At 70.1% G+C, this 16,962-nt stretch carries 13 protein-coding genes; 9 read left to right on the forward strand and 4 right to left on the reverse strand.

The window, feature by feature from the left end:
• Nucleotides 1-36: 36 nt before the first annotated feature.
• Nucleotides 37-378, reverse strand: a complete 342-nt coding sequence (locus tag ACYVKR_RS18375; RefSeq protein WP_460482403.1) for a rhodanese-like domain-containing protein — start codon at nucleotides 376-378, stop codon at nucleotides 37-39.
• A 4-nt stretch (nucleotides 379-382) separates the two neighbouring features.
• Nucleotides 383-1,096 carry a protein-L-isoaspartate O-methyltransferase family protein gene (locus tag ACYVKR_RS18380; RefSeq protein ID WP_460482404.1) on the reverse strand — a complete coding sequence of 238 codons (714 nt, stop codon included), beginning with the start codon at nucleotides 1,094-1,096 and terminating at the stop codon, nucleotides 383-385.
• A gap of 120 nt (nucleotides 1,097-1,216) precedes the next feature.
• On the opposite strand from ACYVKR_RS18380, the gene msrA reads away from it, so the two are divergent.
• Nucleotides 1,217-1,756: a peptide-methionine (S)-S-oxide reductase gene (gene msrA, locus ACYVKR_RS18385; RefSeq protein ID WP_460482405.1), complete on the forward strand. Its 540-nt coding sequence runs from the start codon at nucleotides 1,217-1,219 to the stop codon at nucleotides 1,754-1,756.
• Here msrA and ACYVKR_RS18390 read toward each other — a convergent pair whose 3' ends face one another.
• On the reverse strand, nucleotides 1,757-2,698 hold the full coding sequence (locus ACYVKR_RS18390) for a DMT family transporter (protein ID WP_460482406.1): 942 nt from the start codon (nucleotides 2,696-2,698) through the stop codon (nucleotides 1,757-1,759).
• Between the two features lie 269 nt (nucleotides 2,699-2,967).
• Between ACYVKR_RS18390 and ACYVKR_RS18395 the strand changes: the two genes are divergently transcribed.
• Nucleotides 2,968-4,356 carry a phosphomannomutase/phosphoglucomutase gene (locus tag ACYVKR_RS18395; protein WP_460482407.1) on the forward strand — a complete coding sequence of 463 codons (1,389 nt, stop codon included), beginning with the start codon at nucleotides 2,968-2,970 and terminating at the stop codon, nucleotides 4,354-4,356.
• Between the two features lie 7 nt (nucleotides 4,357-4,363).
• The gene (locus tag ACYVKR_RS18400; RefSeq protein ID WP_460482408.1) at nucleotides 4,364-5,743 is read left to right on the forward strand and encodes a 3-deoxy-D-manno-octulosonic acid transferase; all 1,380 of its coding nucleotides are present in this window, start codon (nucleotides 4,364-4,366) and stop codon (nucleotides 5,741-5,743) included.
• 1 nt (nucleotide 5,744) lies between these two features.
• Here ACYVKR_RS18400 and ACYVKR_RS18405 read toward each other — a convergent pair whose 3' ends face one another.
• A complete protein-coding gene (locus ACYVKR_RS18405) occupies nucleotides 5,745-7,010 on the reverse strand; it encodes a purine-cytosine permease family protein (protein ID WP_460482409.1) in 1,266 nt (421 codons plus the stop codon).
• 404 nt (nucleotides 7,011-7,414) lie between these two features.
• Here ACYVKR_RS18405 and ACYVKR_RS18410 point away from each other — a divergent pair, with 404 nt between their 5' ends.
• The 6 genes from ACYVKR_RS18410 to hrpA all read left to right on the forward strand — a co-directional run bounded on the left by ACYVKR_RS18410 (nucleotide 7,415) and on the right by hrpA (nucleotide 16,757).
• Nucleotides 7,415-7,591 (forward strand): hypothetical protein, encoded by a 177-nt coding sequence (locus ACYVKR_RS18410; RefSeq protein ID WP_460482410.1) that lies wholly within the window; start codon nucleotides 7,415-7,417, stop codon nucleotides 7,589-7,591.
• A gap of 311 nt (nucleotides 7,592-7,902) precedes the next feature.
• Nucleotides 7,903-9,249 carry a TolC family protein gene (locus tag ACYVKR_RS18415; protein WP_460482753.1) on the forward strand — a complete coding sequence of 449 codons (1,347 nt, stop codon included), beginning with the start codon at nucleotides 7,903-7,905 and terminating at the stop codon, nucleotides 9,247-9,249.
• Nucleotides 9,246-10,280, forward strand: a complete 1,035-nt coding sequence (locus ACYVKR_RS18420; RefSeq protein ID WP_460482411.1) for an HlyD family secretion protein — start codon at nucleotides 9,246-9,248, stop codon at nucleotides 10,278-10,280. Before ACYVKR_RS18415 ends, ACYVKR_RS18420 begins: the two co-directional genes overlap by 4 nt.
• A 5-nt stretch (nucleotides 10,281-10,285) precedes the next feature.
• Nucleotides 10,286-11,479 (forward strand): ABC transporter permease, encoded by a 1,194-nt coding sequence (locus ACYVKR_RS18425; RefSeq protein ID WP_460482412.1) that lies wholly within the window; start codon nucleotides 10,286-10,288, stop codon nucleotides 11,477-11,479.
• Nucleotide 11,480: 1 nt separating this feature from the next.
• Entirely contained in the window at nucleotides 11,481-12,611 is a 1,131-nt protein-coding gene (locus ACYVKR_RS18430) for an ABC transporter permease (protein WP_460482413.1), read from the forward strand.
• Between the two features lie 27 nt (nucleotides 12,612-12,638).
• Nucleotides 12,639-16,757 (forward strand): ATP-dependent RNA helicase HrpA family protein, encoded by a 4,119-nt coding sequence (gene hrpA / locus ACYVKR_RS18435; RefSeq protein ID WP_460482414.1) that lies wholly within the window; start codon nucleotides 12,639-12,641, stop codon nucleotides 16,755-16,757.
• Nucleotides 16,758-16,962 lie beyond the last annotated feature (205 nt).

A 16,962-nucleotide genomic window follows, 5' to 3' on the forward strand; every position in this document is an offset into this window, starting at 1 on the left:
GAGGGCGGGGCCGGGCTGGCCGGCCCCCGGAGTCGCTCAGTAGCGCGGCACCTGCGGGTCGCGCTCCAGGCTCCACAGGTCGATGCCGCCGCTGATGTTGGCCACATTGGCGAAGCCCAGCTGCTCCAGGAAGCGCGCCACCTGCATGCTGCGCATGCCGTGGTGGCACAGGCAGGCGACGGGGCGCTCATCGTCCCAGTGCTGGGCGGCCTGCGGAATCTGCGACATGGGCACGTGCAGCAGCTCGAAGCCCTCGCCGGCGCCGATCGAGGCGGTCTGCAGCTCCCAGGGTTCGCGCACGTCGAGCACGGCGGGCAGGGTGCCGGCGGGCTGGCGGGCCAGCCAGTCGCTCAGCTCGGAGGGGCGGATCTGGTCCATGGGATCAGAACTTGAAGCGCGAGGCCTCGGGGAAGCCCTTGAGGCGGGCCACCAGCGTGTCCCACGGTGTCTTCTTCTCGAACTGGTTGCTGCGGCGCGTGAAGATGGTGGTGCGCATCACCGGCTCGGTGCCGACGAAGGCCACCAGGCGGCCGCCGTCGTTCAGCTTGTTCAGCAGGGCCTGGGGCACCTCGTAGACCGAGCCGCTGAGCACGATGACGTCGAAGCTGCCGCCGATGGCGGCGATGTTGGAGCCGTCCTCCAGCTTCACATCCACATTGCGGATGCCGGCGCGGTGCAGGTTGGCGCGGGCCAGCTCGACCAGGGAGGGCTCGATCTCGAGCGTGGTGACCTGCTTGGACAGGCTGGCCATCAGCGCCGCCATGTAGCCGGAGCCGGTCCCGATCTCGAGCACGGTGTCGCCGCTCTTGAGCGCTAGGTCCTGCAGGATGCGGGCTTCCACGCGGGGCTGCATCATGCAGTGGCCCTGGGCGATGGCGGCCTCGCCGTCGTCGCCGAGCAGCGGCAACTGCACGTCCATGAAGGCCATGTCCTGCAGGCCGGCAGGCACGAATTCCTCGCGGCGCAGCGTGCCGATGAGCTCCAGCACCTGGGCGTCGCTCACGTCCCAGGGCCGCACCTGCTGCTCCACCATGTTGAAGCGCGCCGCCTGGTGCGGGTCGTTCGCATTCACGGGCATGTTGAGGGGCAAGGTCATCGGGGGCTCCAAAGGCTAAAGGCTTGAGACAAACCTGAGATTTTAGGCCCTTCCGAAGCCGTTGTGCGAAGCTGCGGCTTTGGGGCGCAAAATGGAGCCTGATCCAGACGAGGAACCGCCATGTCAGACCCCTTTGAGCGCATCTACCTAGCCGGAGGCTGTTTCTGGTGCACCGAGGCCGTGTACGCGCGGCTGCGCGGTGTGCAGCAGGTCACCAGCGGCTATTGCAACGGCGACATCGACCACCCTAGCTACGAGCAGGTCTGCGGGGGCGACACCGGCCTGGCCGAATGCGTGGAGCTGGTGTTCGATCCGCAGGCGATCACGCTGGAGCAGGTGCTGCAGGTGTTCTTTGCCACGCACGACCCGACCACGCCCAACCGCCAGGGCAACGACGTGGGCACGCAGTACCGCAGCGGCATCTACACCACCGGCGCCGCGCAGCTGGCCGAGGTGCAGCGCTTCGTGCGGGCGCTGGCGGCGTCCGGCAAGTTCGGCGCGCCCATCGTGACCGAGGTGGAGCCGCTCACGCGCTTCTGGCCGGCGGAGGACTACCACCAGGAGTTCTTTGCGCTCAATCCGCGCCAGCCGTACTGCAGCTTCGTCGTCGGGCCCAAGGTGCAGAAGTTCGAGCACCAGTTCGCGGCGCTGCTGAAATAGCTAGCGCTTCGATCCGATCAGCCCGGTCGACAGCATGGTGCCGCAGATGATGAGCGCGCCGCAGCCAAGCATCCACAGCGTAACCGGCTCGCCCAGGAACCAGTTGCCGTAGAGCAGGGCGAACACCGGCGCCACGAAGGTGACGGCCAGCGCCCGGCTGGGGCCGGCGCGCTGGATGATGCGGAAGTACAGCAGGTAGGCGATGCTGGTGCACAGCAGCGCCAGCGCCGACACCGCCAGCCAGGCCTCGACGCCCGGCGTCTGCTCGGGCCAGAGCCAGGCCACCGGCAGCGCCAGGCCCAGCGAGGCGCCGATCAGGTTGCCGGTGGTGATGGACAGCACCGGCAGCCCGGTAAGGAATTTCTTGGCGAAGCTGGCCGCCACCGCGTAGCTCAGCGAGGCGCCGATGCAGGCGGCGATGGCGCCGTAGCTGCCGGCCGACACCGAGAGCGCCTGCTCGGCGCCCGGCTTGCCGTGCAGCGCCAGCAGGGCCACGCCGGCAAAGCCTATGGCCAGCCCCAGCCAGCGCAGCCCGGTGATGCGGTCGCCCAGCCACACCCAGGCCACCAGCGCGCCCAGCAGCGGCGTGCTCGCGTTCAGGATGGAGGCCATGCCGGTGGCGATGTGCAGCACCGCCCACGAGAACAGCGCGAACGGGATCGCCGAGTTGACGATGCCATTGAACAGCAGCGCCGGCCAGTGCTGGCGGAACACCGGCAGCTCGCCCCGATGCAGCAGCAGCGGCAGCAGGAAGAGGGCGGCCAGGCTCACCCGCAGGCCGGCGGTGGGCACCGGACCGAAGGCCGGCGCGCTCAGGCGCATGAACAGGAAGGACGCCCCCCACAGCGCCGCCAGCAGGACGAATTCGGGTACCCAGCGCGCACCCGCGGCGTTCGCGGCTATCGGTGGCACTGCGGTCGGGGAGGTGTCGGTGGAGGGCATGGACGCGGCGGCGGATAAGCGAGTTCGCCATCATGCGCCAAGTGCTCGCGGGCATTCGTGACATTCTTGCGCCGGATTGATGCGCGGATGGAATTGCTATGCCAAACATAGCTGTTCGCGCTTTACTGGCGGGCGCTGGATGCCGATTTGATGCCCATGCACCGCCGCGGCGAAGGCCCATCCGGGCGGTGCCTACAATAGCGGGTTTGCGCCCGCCGGCGGCCTGCCGGGCGGGCGCCGGTTTTCACCCATCGAAGGAAAGCATCGCTGTGTCCATTGCTCCCGCCATCTTCAAGGCCTACGATATCCGCGGCATTGTGCCGAGCACGCTGAATGCCGGAGTCGCCCTCAAGCTGGGGCGCGCCTTCGGCCAGCAGGCCCTGGCGGCCGGCGAGAAGACCGTGGCCGTGGGGCGCGACGGCCGCCTGTCGGGCGCCGAGCTGGGCCAGGCGCTGATGCAGGGGCTGGTGGAGTCGGGCGTCGAGGTGATCGACATCGGCCAGGTGACCACGCCCATGCTGTATTTCGCGGCCAGCACGCTGTGCCATTCGGGCATCCAGATCACCGGCAGCCACAACCCCAAGGACTACAACGGCTTCAAGATGGTGATGGCGGGCCGCGCCATCTATGGCGACGAGATCCAGCAGCTGCGCCAGATCATGGAGCGCGAGAACTGGCGCATGCAGGGCGGTGGCAAGGTGCGCCAGGCCGACGTGACCGAGGACTACCTCGCGCGCATCGTCTCCGACGTGAAGCTGGCGCGCCCGATGAAGATCGTGGTCGACAGCGGCAACGGCATCGCCGGCGCCACCGCGCCCGGCATCTTCCGCGCGCTGGGCTGCGAGGTGACCGAGCTGTATTCCGAGGTGGACGGCAACTTCCCCAACCACCACCCCGATCCGAGCAAGCCCGAGAACCTGCGCGACCTGATCGAGGCGCTGAAGTCCTCCGACGCCGAGCTGGGCCTGGCTTTCGACGGCGACGGCGACCGCCTGGGCATCGTCACCAAGGAGGGCACCAACATCTTCCCCGACCGCCAGATGATGCTGTTCGCGCAGGACGTGCTCTCGCGCGTGCCGGGCGGCGAGATCGTGTTCGACGTCAAGTGCTCGCAGCGCCTGGCGCCCGCCATCGAAGCGGCCGGCGGCAAGCCGGTGATGTTCAAGACCGGCCATTCGCTGATCAAGGCCCGCATGCGCGAGACCAACGCGCCGCTGGGCGGCGAGATGAGCGGCCACATCTTCTTCAAAGAGCGCTGGTACGGCTTCGACGATGGCACCTACGCCGGCTGCCGCCTGCTCGAGATCCTGAGCCGCGCGAACAACCCCAGCGCCGTGCTCAATGCGCTGCCCACCAGCTACAGCACGCCCGAGCTGAACGTGGCCTGCATCGAGGGCGAGCCGCACCGCCTCACGGCCGAGCTGCAAGCGCTGGCGCCGCAGGCCTTTGCCGCGCCCGCCACCATCAACACCATCGACGGCCTGCGCGTGGACTGGCCGGACGGCTTCGGCCTGATCCGCGCCAGCAACACCACGCCGGTGCTGGTGCTGCGCTTCGAGGGCCACACCCAGTCGGCGCTGCACCGCATCGAGGGCGAGATGAAGGCGCTGCTGCTGAAAGTGAAGCCCGACGCCGTGGTCGGCGACGCCGCCCACTGACCCGGCCATGCCGCTCGCGCTGTCGCTCTATTCCGCGCTGCTGCGGCTGGCCCGGCCGCTGCTGCGCCGCAAGCTCGCGCGCCGCGCCGTGCAGGAGCCGGCCTATGGCCAGGACGTGGCACAGCGCTTTGGCGACTACCGCGAGCTGCCGCCGTACCAGCCGCACCCCGAGATGCCGCTGGTATGGGTGCATGCGGTGTCGCTGGGCGAGACGCGGGCCGCCGCCATCCTGGTGCGCGAGCTGCGCGAGCAGATTCCGGCGCTGCGCCTGTTGCTGACCCATGGCACGGCCACCGGCCGCGAGGAGGGGCGCAAGCTGCTGCTGCCGGGCGACATCCAGGTCTGGCAGCCCTGGGACGATGCCGGCGCCGTGCGCAGCTTCCTGCGGCGCTTCCGGCCGGCGATCGGCATCCTGATGGAAACCGAGATGTGGCCCGGCCTGGTGGCCGGCTGCCAGGCTCGCGGTATTCCGCTGATGCTGGTGAACGCCCGGCTCAACGCCAAGTCGCACCGCGGCGCGCGCCAGCTGGGCTGGCTGTCGCGCCCCGCCTATGGCGCGCTGGCCTCGGTGCTGGCGCAGACCGAGCCCGACGCCGTGCGGCTGCGCGACCTGGGCGCGCCGGTGCAGGCGGTGCTGGGCAACCTGAAGTTCGACGTGCATGTGGACGAGCCGCTGCAGGCGCGCGGGCGCGCCTGGCGCGAACTTCAATCGCGGCCCGTGGTGCTGCTGGCCAGCAGCCGCGAAGGCGAGGAAGGGCTGTGGCTGGAGGCTTTGAAGCAAAAAGTGGCTCCAGCCCAAGCGCAGCAAGCGCAAGAAGCTATAAAAAAAGAAGTGTCGAATGTGCAATGGCTGGTCGTTCCGCGCCATCCGCAGCGCTTCGACGAGGTGCAGGCGCTGCTGGCCGGGGCCGGCCTGAGCGTGTCGCGCCGCAGCCAGTGGGGCGATACCCCCGAGGCCGCCGACGTGTGGCTGGGCGACAGCATGGGCGAGATGCACCTGTACTACGGCATGGCCCATGCGGCGCTACTGGGCGGCAGCTTTGCACCGCTGGGCGGGCAGAACCTGATCGAGGCGGCGGCCTGCGGCTGCCCGGTGGTCATGGGGCCGCACACCTTCAACTTCGCCCAGGCGGCCGAGGCCAGCATCGAGGCCGGCGCCGCACTGCGCGCCGCCGACATGGCCGATGGCGTGGCGCAGGCCGTGCAACTGGCCGGCGATCCGCTGCGCCAGCAGGCCATGGCCCGGGCGGCCACCGTGTTCGCCGCCTCGCACCGCGGCGCGGCGCGGGCCACGGCGCAGCTGGTGGCGGCCGAGCTGGAAAAGACCGAGGGCTTCGTCAATTCCTGCTTCGGCACCGACGAGAGCCTGAACCGCTTCCAGAACTGAGTCAGCGCGGCCGCGTCAGCCAGCCGGCCGCGAAGGTCGCCGCCAGCGTGGGCAGGGCCGCGCCCGCTTGCGGCGCGAGCTGGGCCAGCAGGTGGTACAGCGCAATGCCCGCCAGCCAGAGGGCCACCGGCACCGCATGCACGGCGCGGGCCGATTGCAGCAGCTGCAGGATCGGCGCGCCCAAGGCCAGGCGGCCCAGGATCACGCCGAACAGCGGCACGAAGACCGAGCTGAGCATCAGCAGGAAAGGCTCCAGGCTGTGCATGGGCAGCACCAGGGCCAGCAGCGTGCACAGCACGGCCACCACGAGGCCCCAGGCGCGAATGCCCAGGCGCGGCGCCATGCTGTGCGCCGAGACCGCGCCCGAATACACGTCGCCGTAGGCATTGTCCACCTCGTCGAGCAGGATCAGCGACAGCGCGATCAGCCCGCCCTGGGCCAGCAGCAGCGCCGCCACCAGGTCGCTGCTGGGCAGCACCAGGGCCACCAGCACGCCCAGCGCATAGCACCAGATGTTGGCGATGCCGAAGCCCAGCCAGGTGCCGGCCAGCGCGCTGCGGCCGCTCTTGCCGTGGCGCGCGTAGTCGGCCACCAACGGCAGCCACGAGATGGGCATGGCGATCACCAGATCCAGCGCCGGCAGCACGCCCATGCCACCCTGGCCGGGGCGGCTCCACAGCGCCTGCCAGCCCTGGGCCTGCGCCATGGCCATGAACTGCCAGCTCAGCCACAGCAGCGACAGCACCACCAGCGGCAGCGCGATGCGCGAGATCAGCTGGCGCACCAGCCTGACCATCGAGCCGGAGATCAGCGCCACCAGCAGGCCGCCCCACAGCAGCGTGGCCACATACGGCCACCAGCCGGCCTGCATGGCGCCGGCCTGGCGCGCGATGGCCACGGTGGAGTCGCGCATCACCACCAGCTCGAACGCACCCCAGCCCAGCAGCTGCACGATGTTGAGCAGCACCGGCAGGTTGGCGAAGCGCCGGCCGTAGACCGCATGCATCAGCCCCGCGCTGGCCAGGCCGCTGTCGCAGCCCAGCTTGCCCACCCAGGCCAGCAGGCCCGCGCCCAGGACCGAGCCGGCGGCGATGGCCCACAGCGCCTCGGCGGGCGACAGCGCCGGCATCAGGTAGGCCCCCACCTGCATCACCAGCAGGCCCACGCCCAGGCTGAACCACAGCGAGGCGAGGTTCATGCCGCTGAAGGCGCGGCTGCGGGCATCGACCGGGGTCAGCGCCTCGTTGGCGCGCGGGGTGGTGGACATGGACGGCTCCGTGGCGGTGCGCGGGGGGCCGGGACTGGCGGCGGTCGGGTCGACGGCCATGCGGTCTGCAGCTTCCCTGCGCGAGGATGATCTCTACAGGTTCAAAGGGTGTGATCTCAGCCCGGCAAACACCGGACACCCCTAGCGAATGCCAGCGATTCTGCCACGGGCCGGCACCTCGCCGCCGCTCGGCAGGCGCGGGCGGCGCGCTATGCAGATACATCTTGGGTGAATTCTTACGGCTTTGCCCCGGCGGGCGGCCCGCAGCCGGAATATGGGCGCCTTCCGGGGGGCCGTGCCCTCGGGGGCGGCGGATGCTACCGGATATTGAAACTGCAACCGAGGCCGTTTTGGCGCCGGACGGGCTGTTTAAGATGAAAAGCACTTTCATTCCGAGGCATTCCATGAAGATTCTCACTCTCTCCGCCGTTCTCGTCTCCGCCGTTCTGCTGAGCGCCTGCGACAAGGGCCAGGCTCCCGCACCCAAGGCGCCGGCACCGGACGCCGCGCCCGGCGCGATGACGCCGACCCCGCCGCCCCCGGCCACGGGCGCCACCGGCTCGGAGCCTTCGAAGCCTTAAGCAGGCACTTCCCCAGGGCTCCCGAACGTGGCGGGGGCCTGTGGGGCGACATCGGCGCCGCCGTGATGGCGGCTGGCCGATAGCCTGGCAGCGCCAGGCAGACAGGGGGCGGCCCCGCAGGGCCGCAATGCGTAGTTGCCAGGGTCGGGCCTGGCAGGCGATGGCGATACCATGCCGCTATCGCTTGTCTGAGGCCTATGGTGAAGGCGCTACGATCTACCCCCATGATGCTTTCCCCGACGTCATCTTCTTCGCTGCGCCGGCGCTGGTTGCTGGGCGGCTGCCTGGCCGTGGCCGGCCTGTGCCCGGCGATGGCGCAGCCCGCGCTGAGCTTTGCCGAGGCCCAGCAGGCCCTGCTCGAGCGCTCGGATCAATGGGCCGCCGCCAACAAGGCGGTGGACAGCGCCCGCCTGCGCCGCCAGGGCACCGAAGGGCTGGGCGGGCCATCGCTGGCGGTGACCGGCATGGCCTACCGCTACTCGGTCAACGCGGACCTCGATCTCGACCCGGCGCGCCGCATGTTGAACGGCACGCTCGGCATGCTGCCGCCCGAGCTGGGCCAGTCGCTGCCCGGCCTGCCGCAACTGCCGTCCAACATCGGGCTGCAGCGCGAAAAGAACAATGCCTCGGCCAGCCTGTCGCTGGTCTGGCCGCTGTACATGGGCGGCCTGGCGAACGCGGTGCGCGGCGGGCTCGATGCCGCCACCGACGAGGCCCTGGCCGATGCTGCCAGCAGCCGCGAGTCGCTGCAGTCGCTGCTGGTGCAGCGCTACTTTGGCGCGCAACTGGCCGAGCGTGCCGCGCGGCTGCGCTCGCGCGCGCTGGATGCCGTGCGCCGGCACGATGCCGCCGCGCAGGGCATGCTCAAGGCCGGCGTGATCGCGCGGGTCGAGCGCCTGCAGGCCAGCGCCGCGCTGGCCGATGCCGAGCAGCAGGCGCGCAAGGCGCGCGACGATGCCGACCTGGCCGCCACCGCGCTGGCGCGCACCGTCAAGGCGCAGGCCCAGGTGCTGCCGAGTTCGCCGCTGTTTGTCAGCAGCCGGCCGCTGCCGCCGCTGGCGGAGTTCGTTTCCACCGCCGAGCAACGGCATCCCGGCCTCGACAAGGTGCAGGCCAAGCGGCGCCAGGCCGAATCGCTGCACGACGCGCAGGAGGCGCTGCGCCGGCCGCAGGTGCTGGCCTTCGGCTCGCACGAGCTGGCCACCAGCGGCAAGCCCAACTGGGTAGCTGGCGTGGCCGTGCGCTGGACGCTGTGGGACAGCGTGGACCGCGATGCGCTCGCGGCCTCGTCGCAGCGCAAGATCGAGCAGGCCGAGCTGATGCGGGCCCAGGTGCGCAGCGACATAGCCCTGCTGGTCGAGAAGAACTGGATGGGCGCCGAGCAGGCGCGCCGCCAATACCTGGCCCAGCAGGCGCAGGAAGACCTGGCCCGCGAGCTGCTGCGCCTGCGCGAGGCCGGGCTCAAGGAGGGCACCAGCACGCTGCTCGACCTGATCGACGCGCAGACCAACCTGGCCAAGGTGCAGACCCAGCGCGCCGAGAGCGCCAACCTCTATGTGCAGGCGCTGGCCGCGCTGCTCGAAAGCTCCGGGCAGAGCGAGGCGTTCGAGCGCTTCATGGCCCAGGCCGACATCCAGATCCCCTCCGACGCACCATGACCGCAGACACGCAAACCACTCCCGATTCCAACGAAGCGGCGCCGCCGCCCCGCGGCAAGCGGCCCATCGCGGCCATAGCCGTGGTGCTGCTGGTGGTCGCGCTGGTGGCCTGGGGCTTCTGGCGCGCCGCCCAGCCCGCGCCTGCCTATTTTCAGGGGCAGATGGAGGCGCGCGAGGCCGACATCGCGCCCAAGGTCACGGCCCGCATCGCCAAGGTGCTGGTCAAGGAAGGGCAGCAAATCAAGCCGGGCGAGTTGCTGGTCGAGATGGACAGCCCCGAGGTGCGCGCCAAGCTGGCCCAGGCCGAAGCCGCGCGCGATGCCGCCCAGGCCGTGGCCGACAAGGCCCAGGCCGGAGCCCGCCCGCAGGAGGTGCAGATGGCGCGCCTGAACTGGCAGCGCGCCCAGGCCGCGGCCGAGCTGGCCGAGACCTCGTACCGCCGCGTGCAGAGCCTGTTCGACCAGGGCCTGGTGGCGGCGCAAAAGCGCGACGAGGCGCTGGCCAACCACCGTGCCTCGCGCGACCAGGCGCTGGCCGCGAAGGCCCAGTACGACATGGCCACCAGCGGCGCGCGCCAGGAAGACAAGGCCGCCGCCCAGGCCCAGGCCCGCCAGGTGCAGGGCGTGGTGGCCGAGGTGGAGGCGGCGCGCGCAGAGACCCAGCTGCGCAGCCCCGTCGGCGGCGAGATCAGCCAGGTGCTGGCCAAGGAGGGCGAGCTCTCGCCCCAGGGCGTGGCCGTGGTCACCGTGGTCGATCTAAGCGACCAGTGGGTGGTGCTGAACGTGCGCGAAGACCAGCTGGCCCGCTTTGCCCAGGGCAGCCGCTTTGCCGGCCGCCTGCCGGCGCTGGACCAGCGCGAGGCGCAGTTCGAGGTCTACTACCTGGGCGTGCTGCCCGACTTTGCCACCTGGCGCGCCACGCGCGCGGGCCAGGGCTTCGACGCGCGCACCTTCGAGGTGCGGGCCCGGCCGGCCGAGCCCATCCCCGGCGCGCGGCCCGGCATGAGCGTGGTGGTCGAAGCGGCGCGCTGAACCCCATGCCCAACCCCTTGCTCGCCAGCCTGCGCCGCGAAGGGCGGCTGCTGCGCGGTCGGCCCTGGGACCTGGCCATGGTCAGCTGGGTGCCGCTGCTGGCAGTATTTCTGCTGGCCTGGATGTTCGCCGCCGGCCTGCCGCACCGGCTGCCGGTCGCGGTCTGGGACCAGGACCATAGCACCCTGTCTCGCCAACTGGTGCGCATGCTGGGCGCCACGCCGGGCCTGTCGGTGCGCACGCAAGTGCTCAATGCCTCGGAGGCGCAGTGGGAGCTGCAGTCCATGGCCTCGTACGCGGTAGTGCAGATACCGCCCGATTTCGCCCGCGACGTGAAGCGCGGCCAGGCTGCCAGCGTGGTGCTGATGCACAACGCGCAACTCGCCACGCATTCCAGCCTGGTGCAGCGCGACGTGCGCCAGGTGGTGGGCACGCTGTCGGCCGGCGTGGAGATGCAGGCCCGCGCCAAGCGCGGCGACCCGCGCCAGGCGCTGCAGGTGCGCATGGAGCCCGTGCGCACCAATCTGGTGTCGCTGTTCAACGTCTCGACCAACTACGAGCAGTTCCTGGCGGCGGCGCTGATCCCGGCGCTGCTGCACATCCTGGGCATGACGGCCGGCGCCTGGGGCGTGGGGCGCGAGCTGCGCGACCGCACGCTGGGCGCCTGGATGGACGAGGCCACGGGCGGCCGGCCCGCGAGCTGGTCCGCCGTGCTGGGTGCGCTGGCCGGCAAGCTGGCGCTGCCCTGGCTGAGCCTCACGCTGTGCGGGCTGCTGGCGCTGCTGTGGCTCACCGTGGGGCGCGGCTGGACCGTGGCCGGCAGCTTTGCCTGGGTGGCGCTGGGCCTGGCGGCGCTGGTTGCGGTGAGCCTGGCCATGGGCGCCTTGCTCGCGGCGCTCACCTTGTCGCTGCGCACCGCGCTGTCGGGCGCGGGCTTGCTGTCGGCGCCGGCGTTCGCGTTCAGCGGCGTGGGCTTTCCGCTGCTGGCCATGCCGGATTCGGCGCGCGGCTGGGCGCTGTCCATGCCGTACACCCACTATGCGCGGCTACAGATCGAGCAGTTCCAGATGGGCGCGCCCGTCGTGCAGAGCCTGCCCATCCTGTGCGGCCTGGTGCTGGCCACGCTGGTGCTGATGCTGCTGGCCACGGCCGGCCTGTGCCGGGGCCTCAGGCGCCCCGACAAATGGGGAGGGCGCTGACATGGCGGAGCGCTCCTCGTTCCTGCGCGTCTTTCTCGATGCGTTGCGCGCCGTCGTCGGCGACAAGGGCGTGGTCATGCTGCTGGTGGGCGCGCCTGTGCTCTACGGTTTCTTCTACCCCTGGTTCTATGGGCAGGAGGTGGTGCAGCGCGTGCCCGTGGCCGTGGTGCAGCAGGACGGCAGCGGCCTGGCGCGGCAGGTGCTGCGCTTTGCCGAGGCCAGCCCGCGCATCGCGGTGGCCCTGGTCACCGGCGACGAGGGCGAGGCGCAGCAGGCGCTGCTGCGCGGCGAGGTCATGGGCTATGCGCTGCTGCCGGCCGATCTCAAGCGCGACGTGGTGCGCAGCCAGAAGGCGGTGGTGCCGGTCTACGCGAACGGCGCCTACCCGCTGGCGGCCAAGCAGGTGCAGTACGGCTTTGCCGAGGCCGTGGGCACGGTGTCGGCCGGCATCGAGCTGCGGCGCCTGCGCGCGGGCGGGCAGAGCGGCCTGCAGGCCGCGAGCAGCCGTGCGCCGGTCAATCTGCAGATGGAGGCGCTGTTCAATCCTACTGAGGGCTACGGCAGCTTCGTGGTGGCGGCGGTGGCGGTGCTGATCCTGCAGCAGACCCTGCTGATGGGCGGCGCGCTGCTGGTGGGCACCTGGCGCGAGCAGGGGCGGGCGGCCGCGCCGGCGCGCGTGTGGCTGGCGCGGCTGCTGGCGCTGTGCGCGCTGGGCTGGCTCTCGGGCCTGTACTACTTCGGCTGGATGTTCGTGTGGCACGACTTTCCGCGCGGCGGCAACCCGCTGGGCGCGGTGTTGCTGCTGGCGGTGTTCGTGCCGGCCGTCGCGGGCCTGGCCGTGCTGCTGGGCTGGTGGCTGGCCAACCGCGAGCGCGCCATGCAGGTGCTGCTGTTCACCTCGATCCCGCTGGCCTTCATGGGCGGCTTCAGCTGGCCCGCCGAGGCGCTGCCCACGCTGCTGCAGTGGCTGCGCTGGCTGTCGCCGAGCACGGCGGCCATCCAGGCCTCGCTGCGGCTCAACCAGCTGGGCGCGCCGGTGGAGGCCGCGCTGTTTCACCTGAGCGTGCTGCTGGCATTGGCGCTGGTGGGCTGGCTGGCGGTGCTGTGGGTGGGGCGCGAGCGCCAGGGATAAGGCAGACGCGGGGATAATCGCCCGGTTATGCCGTTGAAAATCGAATTTCCCGAGTCACTCCCCGTATCCAGCCGCCGCGACGAGATCATGGAGGCCATGGAGCGCCACCAGGTCATCATCGTCTGCGGCGAGACGGGCTCGGGCAAGACCACGCAGCTGCCCAAGATTGCACTGGCGCTGGGCCGGGGGCGCTGCAATGCGCCCGAGGGCACGCGCGGCCAGTGGATCGGCCACACCCAGCCGCGCCGCATTGCCGCCAGCAGCGTGGCCAAGCGCATCGCCGAAGAGCTGCACACGCCGCTGGGCGACGTGGTGGGCTACAAGGTGCGCTTCCAGGACCGGCTCTCGAAGGACGCGTCGGTCAAGCTGATGACCGACGGCATCCTGCTGGCCGAGACCCAGACCGATCCGCTGCTCAAGGCCTACGACACGCTGATCATCGACGAGGCGCACGAGCGCAGCCTGAACATCGACTTCCTGCTGGGCTACATCCGGCAGATCCTGCCCAAGCGGCCCGATTTGAAGGTGGTGGTGACCTCGGCCACCATCGATGCCGAGCGCTTCGCCAAGCACTTCGAGGGCAAGGACGGGCCGGCGCCGGTCATCATGGTTTCGGGCCGCACCTACCCGGTGGAGATGCGCTACCGCCCGTTCGAGGAGAGCAAGGATTTCGACCTGAACGACGCCATCGCCGATGGCGTGGACGAGCTGTGGGCCGGCGGCGCGGGCGGCGACATCCTGGTCTTCCTGCCCGGCGAGCGCGAGATCCGCGAGGCGGCCGACCACCTGCGCAAGCATCTGCAGCACTCGCCGGTGCTGCGCAGCGCCGAGGTGCTGCCGCTGTTCTCGCGCCTGTCGCAGGCCGAGCAGGACCGCATCTTCGACGGCCACACCGGCCGGCGCATCGTGCTGGCCACCAACGTGGCCGAGACCTCGCTCACCGTTCCGGGCATCAGATATGTCATTGACGCAGGAACGGCGCGCGTCAAGCGCTATTCCTTCCGTAGCAAGGTGGAGCAGCTGCTGGTCGAGCCGATCAGCCAGGCCGCGGCCAACCAGCGCGCGGGCCGCTGCGGCCGTGTGGCCAACGGCATCTGCATCCGCCTGTACGACGAGCCCGGCTTCAACAGCCGGCCCCGATTCACCGATCCCGAAATCCTGCGCAGCTCGCTCGCCGGCGTGATCCTGCGCATGAAGGCGCTGGGCCTGGGCGACGTGGTGAACTTCCCCTTCCTCGAATCGCCTTCGGGCCGCGCGATCGCCGACGGCTACCAGCTGCTGGGCGAGCTGGGCGCGGTGGACGACCGCGGCGAGCTGCTGCCCATGGGCCGCGAGCTGTCGCGCCTGCCGCTGGACCCGCGCGTGGCGCGCATGATCGTCGAGGCGCGCTCGCGCGGCGCGCTGTCCGAGGTGCTGATCATCGCGTCGGCGCTGAGCGTGCAGGACGTGCGCGACCGCCCGCTGGAGGCCCAGCAGCAGGCCGACCAGCAGCATGCCAAGTTCGACGACGAGAAGAGCGAATTCAGCGGCTACCTGCGGCTGTGGAAGTGGCTGGGCGATGCGCGCGGCGGCAAGGTGGTGGCGCTCACGCGCAAGCAGATGGCGGCGCAGGCGGCGCCAGCGCCCGCCGTGGGGCGCAACGCGGCGTTCTTGCCGGTAGCCCAACGCAGCGCGGGCGCGGTGTCACCCCCTCTCCCGCAAGCGGGAGAGGGCCGGGGTGAGGGCGGCGGCGCAAAGAACCGGCATGGTGCTGGTGGGAGCACCCCCCTCACCCCGACCCTCTCCCCCAAGGGGGCGAGGGAGTCCCTGCCGGAACACGGCGAGGACGACGCTACCCACAAGCTCAGCAACCGCCAGTGGGAGCAACTGCTGCGCCAGAACTTCATCAACATCCGCCGCGTGCGCGAGTGGCGCGACATCCATTCGCAGCTGCTCACCGTGGTCAACGAGCAGCGCTGGCCGTTGAACCCGCAGCCCGCGGGCTACGAGGCGGTGCACCTGTCCATGCTTTCGGGTCTGCTGGGCAACATCGGCTTCAAGACCGACGAGGGCGATGGGTATCTCGGCGCGCGCGGCATCCGCTTCCACCCGCACCCGGGCGCGCACCTGGCCAAGAAGCCCGGCCGCTGGATCGTCGCGGCCGAACTGGTCGAGACTTCGCGCCTGTACGGCCGCGGCGTGGCCGCCATCGAGCCGCAGTGGCTCGAAGAGGTGGGCGCGCACCTGCTCAGAAAGCAATTGCTCGACCCGCACTGGGAGAAGAAGCAGGGCGAGGTCGCGGCCTACGAGCGAGCCACGCTGTACGGCATCGTGGTCTACAGCCAGCGCCGCATCAGCTACGGCCGTGTCGACCCGCAGGGCGCGCGCGACATCTTCATCCGCCAGGCGCTGGTCGAGGGCGACTGGGAGACGCGCCTGCCCTTCCTGGCCGCGAACCAGAAGCTGATCGCCAAGGTCGAGGAGCTGGAGCACAAGAGCCGCCGCCAGGACGTGCTGGTGGACGAGGAACTGATCTACGCCTTCTACGACCAGCAGATCCCGCAGGACGTGTGCACCGGCCGCGACCTGGAGCGCTGGTGGAAGGCCGCGAGCGCGCAGAACCCCGAGCTGCTGCGCCTCACCCGCGACGAGCTGATGCGCCACGAGGCCGCGGGCATCACCACCGCGTCCTTCCCCAAGACGGTGAAGCTCGGCGGCGTGGACTGCACGGCCACCTACCTGCACCAGCCGGGCGACGCGCGCGACGGCATCACCGTGACGGTGCCGCTCTTCGTGCTGAACCAGGTGAGCGAAGAGCGCGCCGAATGGCTGGTGCCCGGCATGCTCAAGGACAAGATCCAGGCCCTGCTCAAGAGCCTGCCGCAGCGCCCGCGCAGCCGCTTCGTGCCGCTGGCCGAGAACGCCGATCGCCTGGCGCAGCTGTTCAACGCGCCCGAGCGCTTCGGCCAGGGCAGCCTCACGGACGTGCTGCTCAAGCAGGTGCGCGACGAGACCTCGCTTGATGTGAAGCGCGCCGACTTCAAGCTCGACATGCTCAGCCCGCACCTGTTCATGAACCTGCGCGTGGTCGACGAGCACGGCCGCCAGCTCGGCCAGGGCCGCCAGCTCGCCGCGCTCAAGTCGCAATGGGGCGCCAAGGCGCGCGGCGCCTTCCAGGCGCTTGCTTCATTAAAGATAGCTGGTAGCGATGATGAAAAGCCGGATTCCAATATAAAACCATCTGAATCCGGCCAACAGAAAGCGCAACAAGCTCCTAAAAAAGAAGCATCCAAGCCGCAGGCGCCCAGCATGCAGGCCGAGGCCCGCCATACCGACTGGAGCTTTGGCGAGCTGCCCGAGCTGATGGAGATCAAGAAGGGCGGCCAGACGCTGATCGGCTTTCCCGCGCTGATCGACGGCGGCGACGCGGTCGGCATCGAGGTCTTCGACGAGCCCGAGGTGGCGGCCACCCGACATGCGCTGGGCCTGCGGCGCCTGTTCGCGCTGCAGATCCGCGATGCGCTCAAGTACCTGGAGAAGAACATCCCCGACCTGCAGAAGATGGCCGTGGCCTACATGCCGCTGGGCACGCAGGAGGAACTGCGCGAGCAGATCATCAACGTGGCCATCGACCGCGCCTTTTTGCAGGAGCCGCTGCCCACCAACGCCGAGCAGTTCAAGCAACGCGTGCAGGACGGGCGCTCGCGCCTGACCCTGATCGCCAACGAGGTCGCCCGCATGGCCGGCACCGTGCTGGTGGAATACGCCGCCGCGCAGCGCAAGATCAAGGACACCAAGAACGCCCCCGACGCCACGGCCGACGCCAGCCAGCAGCTGCAGCGCCTGGTGCCCAGGAACTTCATCGCCATCGCGCCGTGGGTGCAGCTGCAGCACTACGCCCGCTATCTGAAGGCCATCACCACGCGCCTCGACAAGTACCGCGCCGACCCGGCCCGCGACGCCGCCAAGCTCAAGGAACTGCAGCCGCTGGAGCAGCGCTACTGGCGCCTGGTGGCCGAGCGCAAGGGCCAGGTCGATGCGCGCATGCAGGAATACCGCTGGATGCTGGAGGAACTGCGCGTGAGTTTCTTCGCGCAGGAGCTGCGTACGCCGTACCCGGTCAGCGCCAAGCGGCTGGACAAGGTGTGGGCGCAGTTGCAGCAGTAGAGGGGCGGTTTGAATGGATGGATGCAGGCGATCACGCTCCCTTGGCAAAGAACGGGATCGGTTTTTAGTTCATCGGCTCTGCGTGTTGGCGCCGAATGATGGTTTAGCTTCGGTGCATGTACTATAGGCAGTACTATTTGGTGACAACGGGCCTTCATAGTCGCTGGAAATTTGCAGAATTTCAATAAATATCTGTTGAACGCCC

It is taken from the genome of Comamonas humi (assembly GCF_054782535.1).

Coding starts and splice junctions, on each gene's coding strand:
- ACYVKR_RS18405 (WP_460482409.1), bottom strand. CDS start 7,010: ATGTCCACCACCCCGCGCGCCAACGAGGCGCTGACCCCGGTCGATGCC.
- ACYVKR_RS18425 (WP_460482412.1), top strand. CDS start 10,286: ATGCCCAACCCCTTGCTCGCCAGCCTGCGCCGCGAAGGGCGGCTGCTG.
- ACYVKR_RS18410 (WP_460482410.1), top strand. CDS start 7,415: ATGAAGATTCTCACTCTCTCCGCCGTTCTCGTCTCCGCCGTTCTGCTG.
- ACYVKR_RS18380 (WP_460482404.1), bottom strand. CDS start 1,096: ATGACCTTGCCCCTCAACATGCCCGTGAATGCGAACGACCCGCACCAG.
- msrA (WP_460482405.1), top strand. CDS start 1,217: ATGTCAGACCCCTTTGAGCGCATCTACCTAGCCGGAGGCTGTTTCTGG.
- ACYVKR_RS18390 (WP_460482406.1), bottom strand. CDS start 2,698: ATGCCCTCCACCGACACCTCCCCGACCGCAGTGCCACCGATAGCCGCG.
- ACYVKR_RS18420 (WP_460482411.1), top strand. CDS start 9,246: ATGACCGCAGACACGCAAACCACTCCCGATTCCAACGAAGCGGCGCCG.
- hrpA (WP_460482414.1), top strand. CDS start 12,639: ATGCCGTTGAAAATCGAATTTCCCGAGTCACTCCCCGTATCCAGCCGC.
- ACYVKR_RS18400 (WP_460482408.1), top strand. CDS start 4,364: ATGCCGCTCGCGCTGTCGCTCTATTCCGCGCTGCTGCGGCTGGCCCGG.
- ACYVKR_RS18430 (WP_460482413.1), top strand. CDS start 11,481: ATGGCGGAGCGCTCCTCGTTCCTGCGCGTCTTTCTCGATGCGTTGCGC.
- ACYVKR_RS18415 (WP_460482753.1), top strand. CDS start 7,903: ATGGCGCAGCCCGCGCTGAGCTTTGCCGAGGCCCAGCAGGCCCTGCTC.
- ACYVKR_RS18375 (WP_460482403.1), bottom strand. CDS start 378: ATGGACCAGATCCGCCCCTCCGAGCTGAGCGACTGGCTGGCCCGCCAG.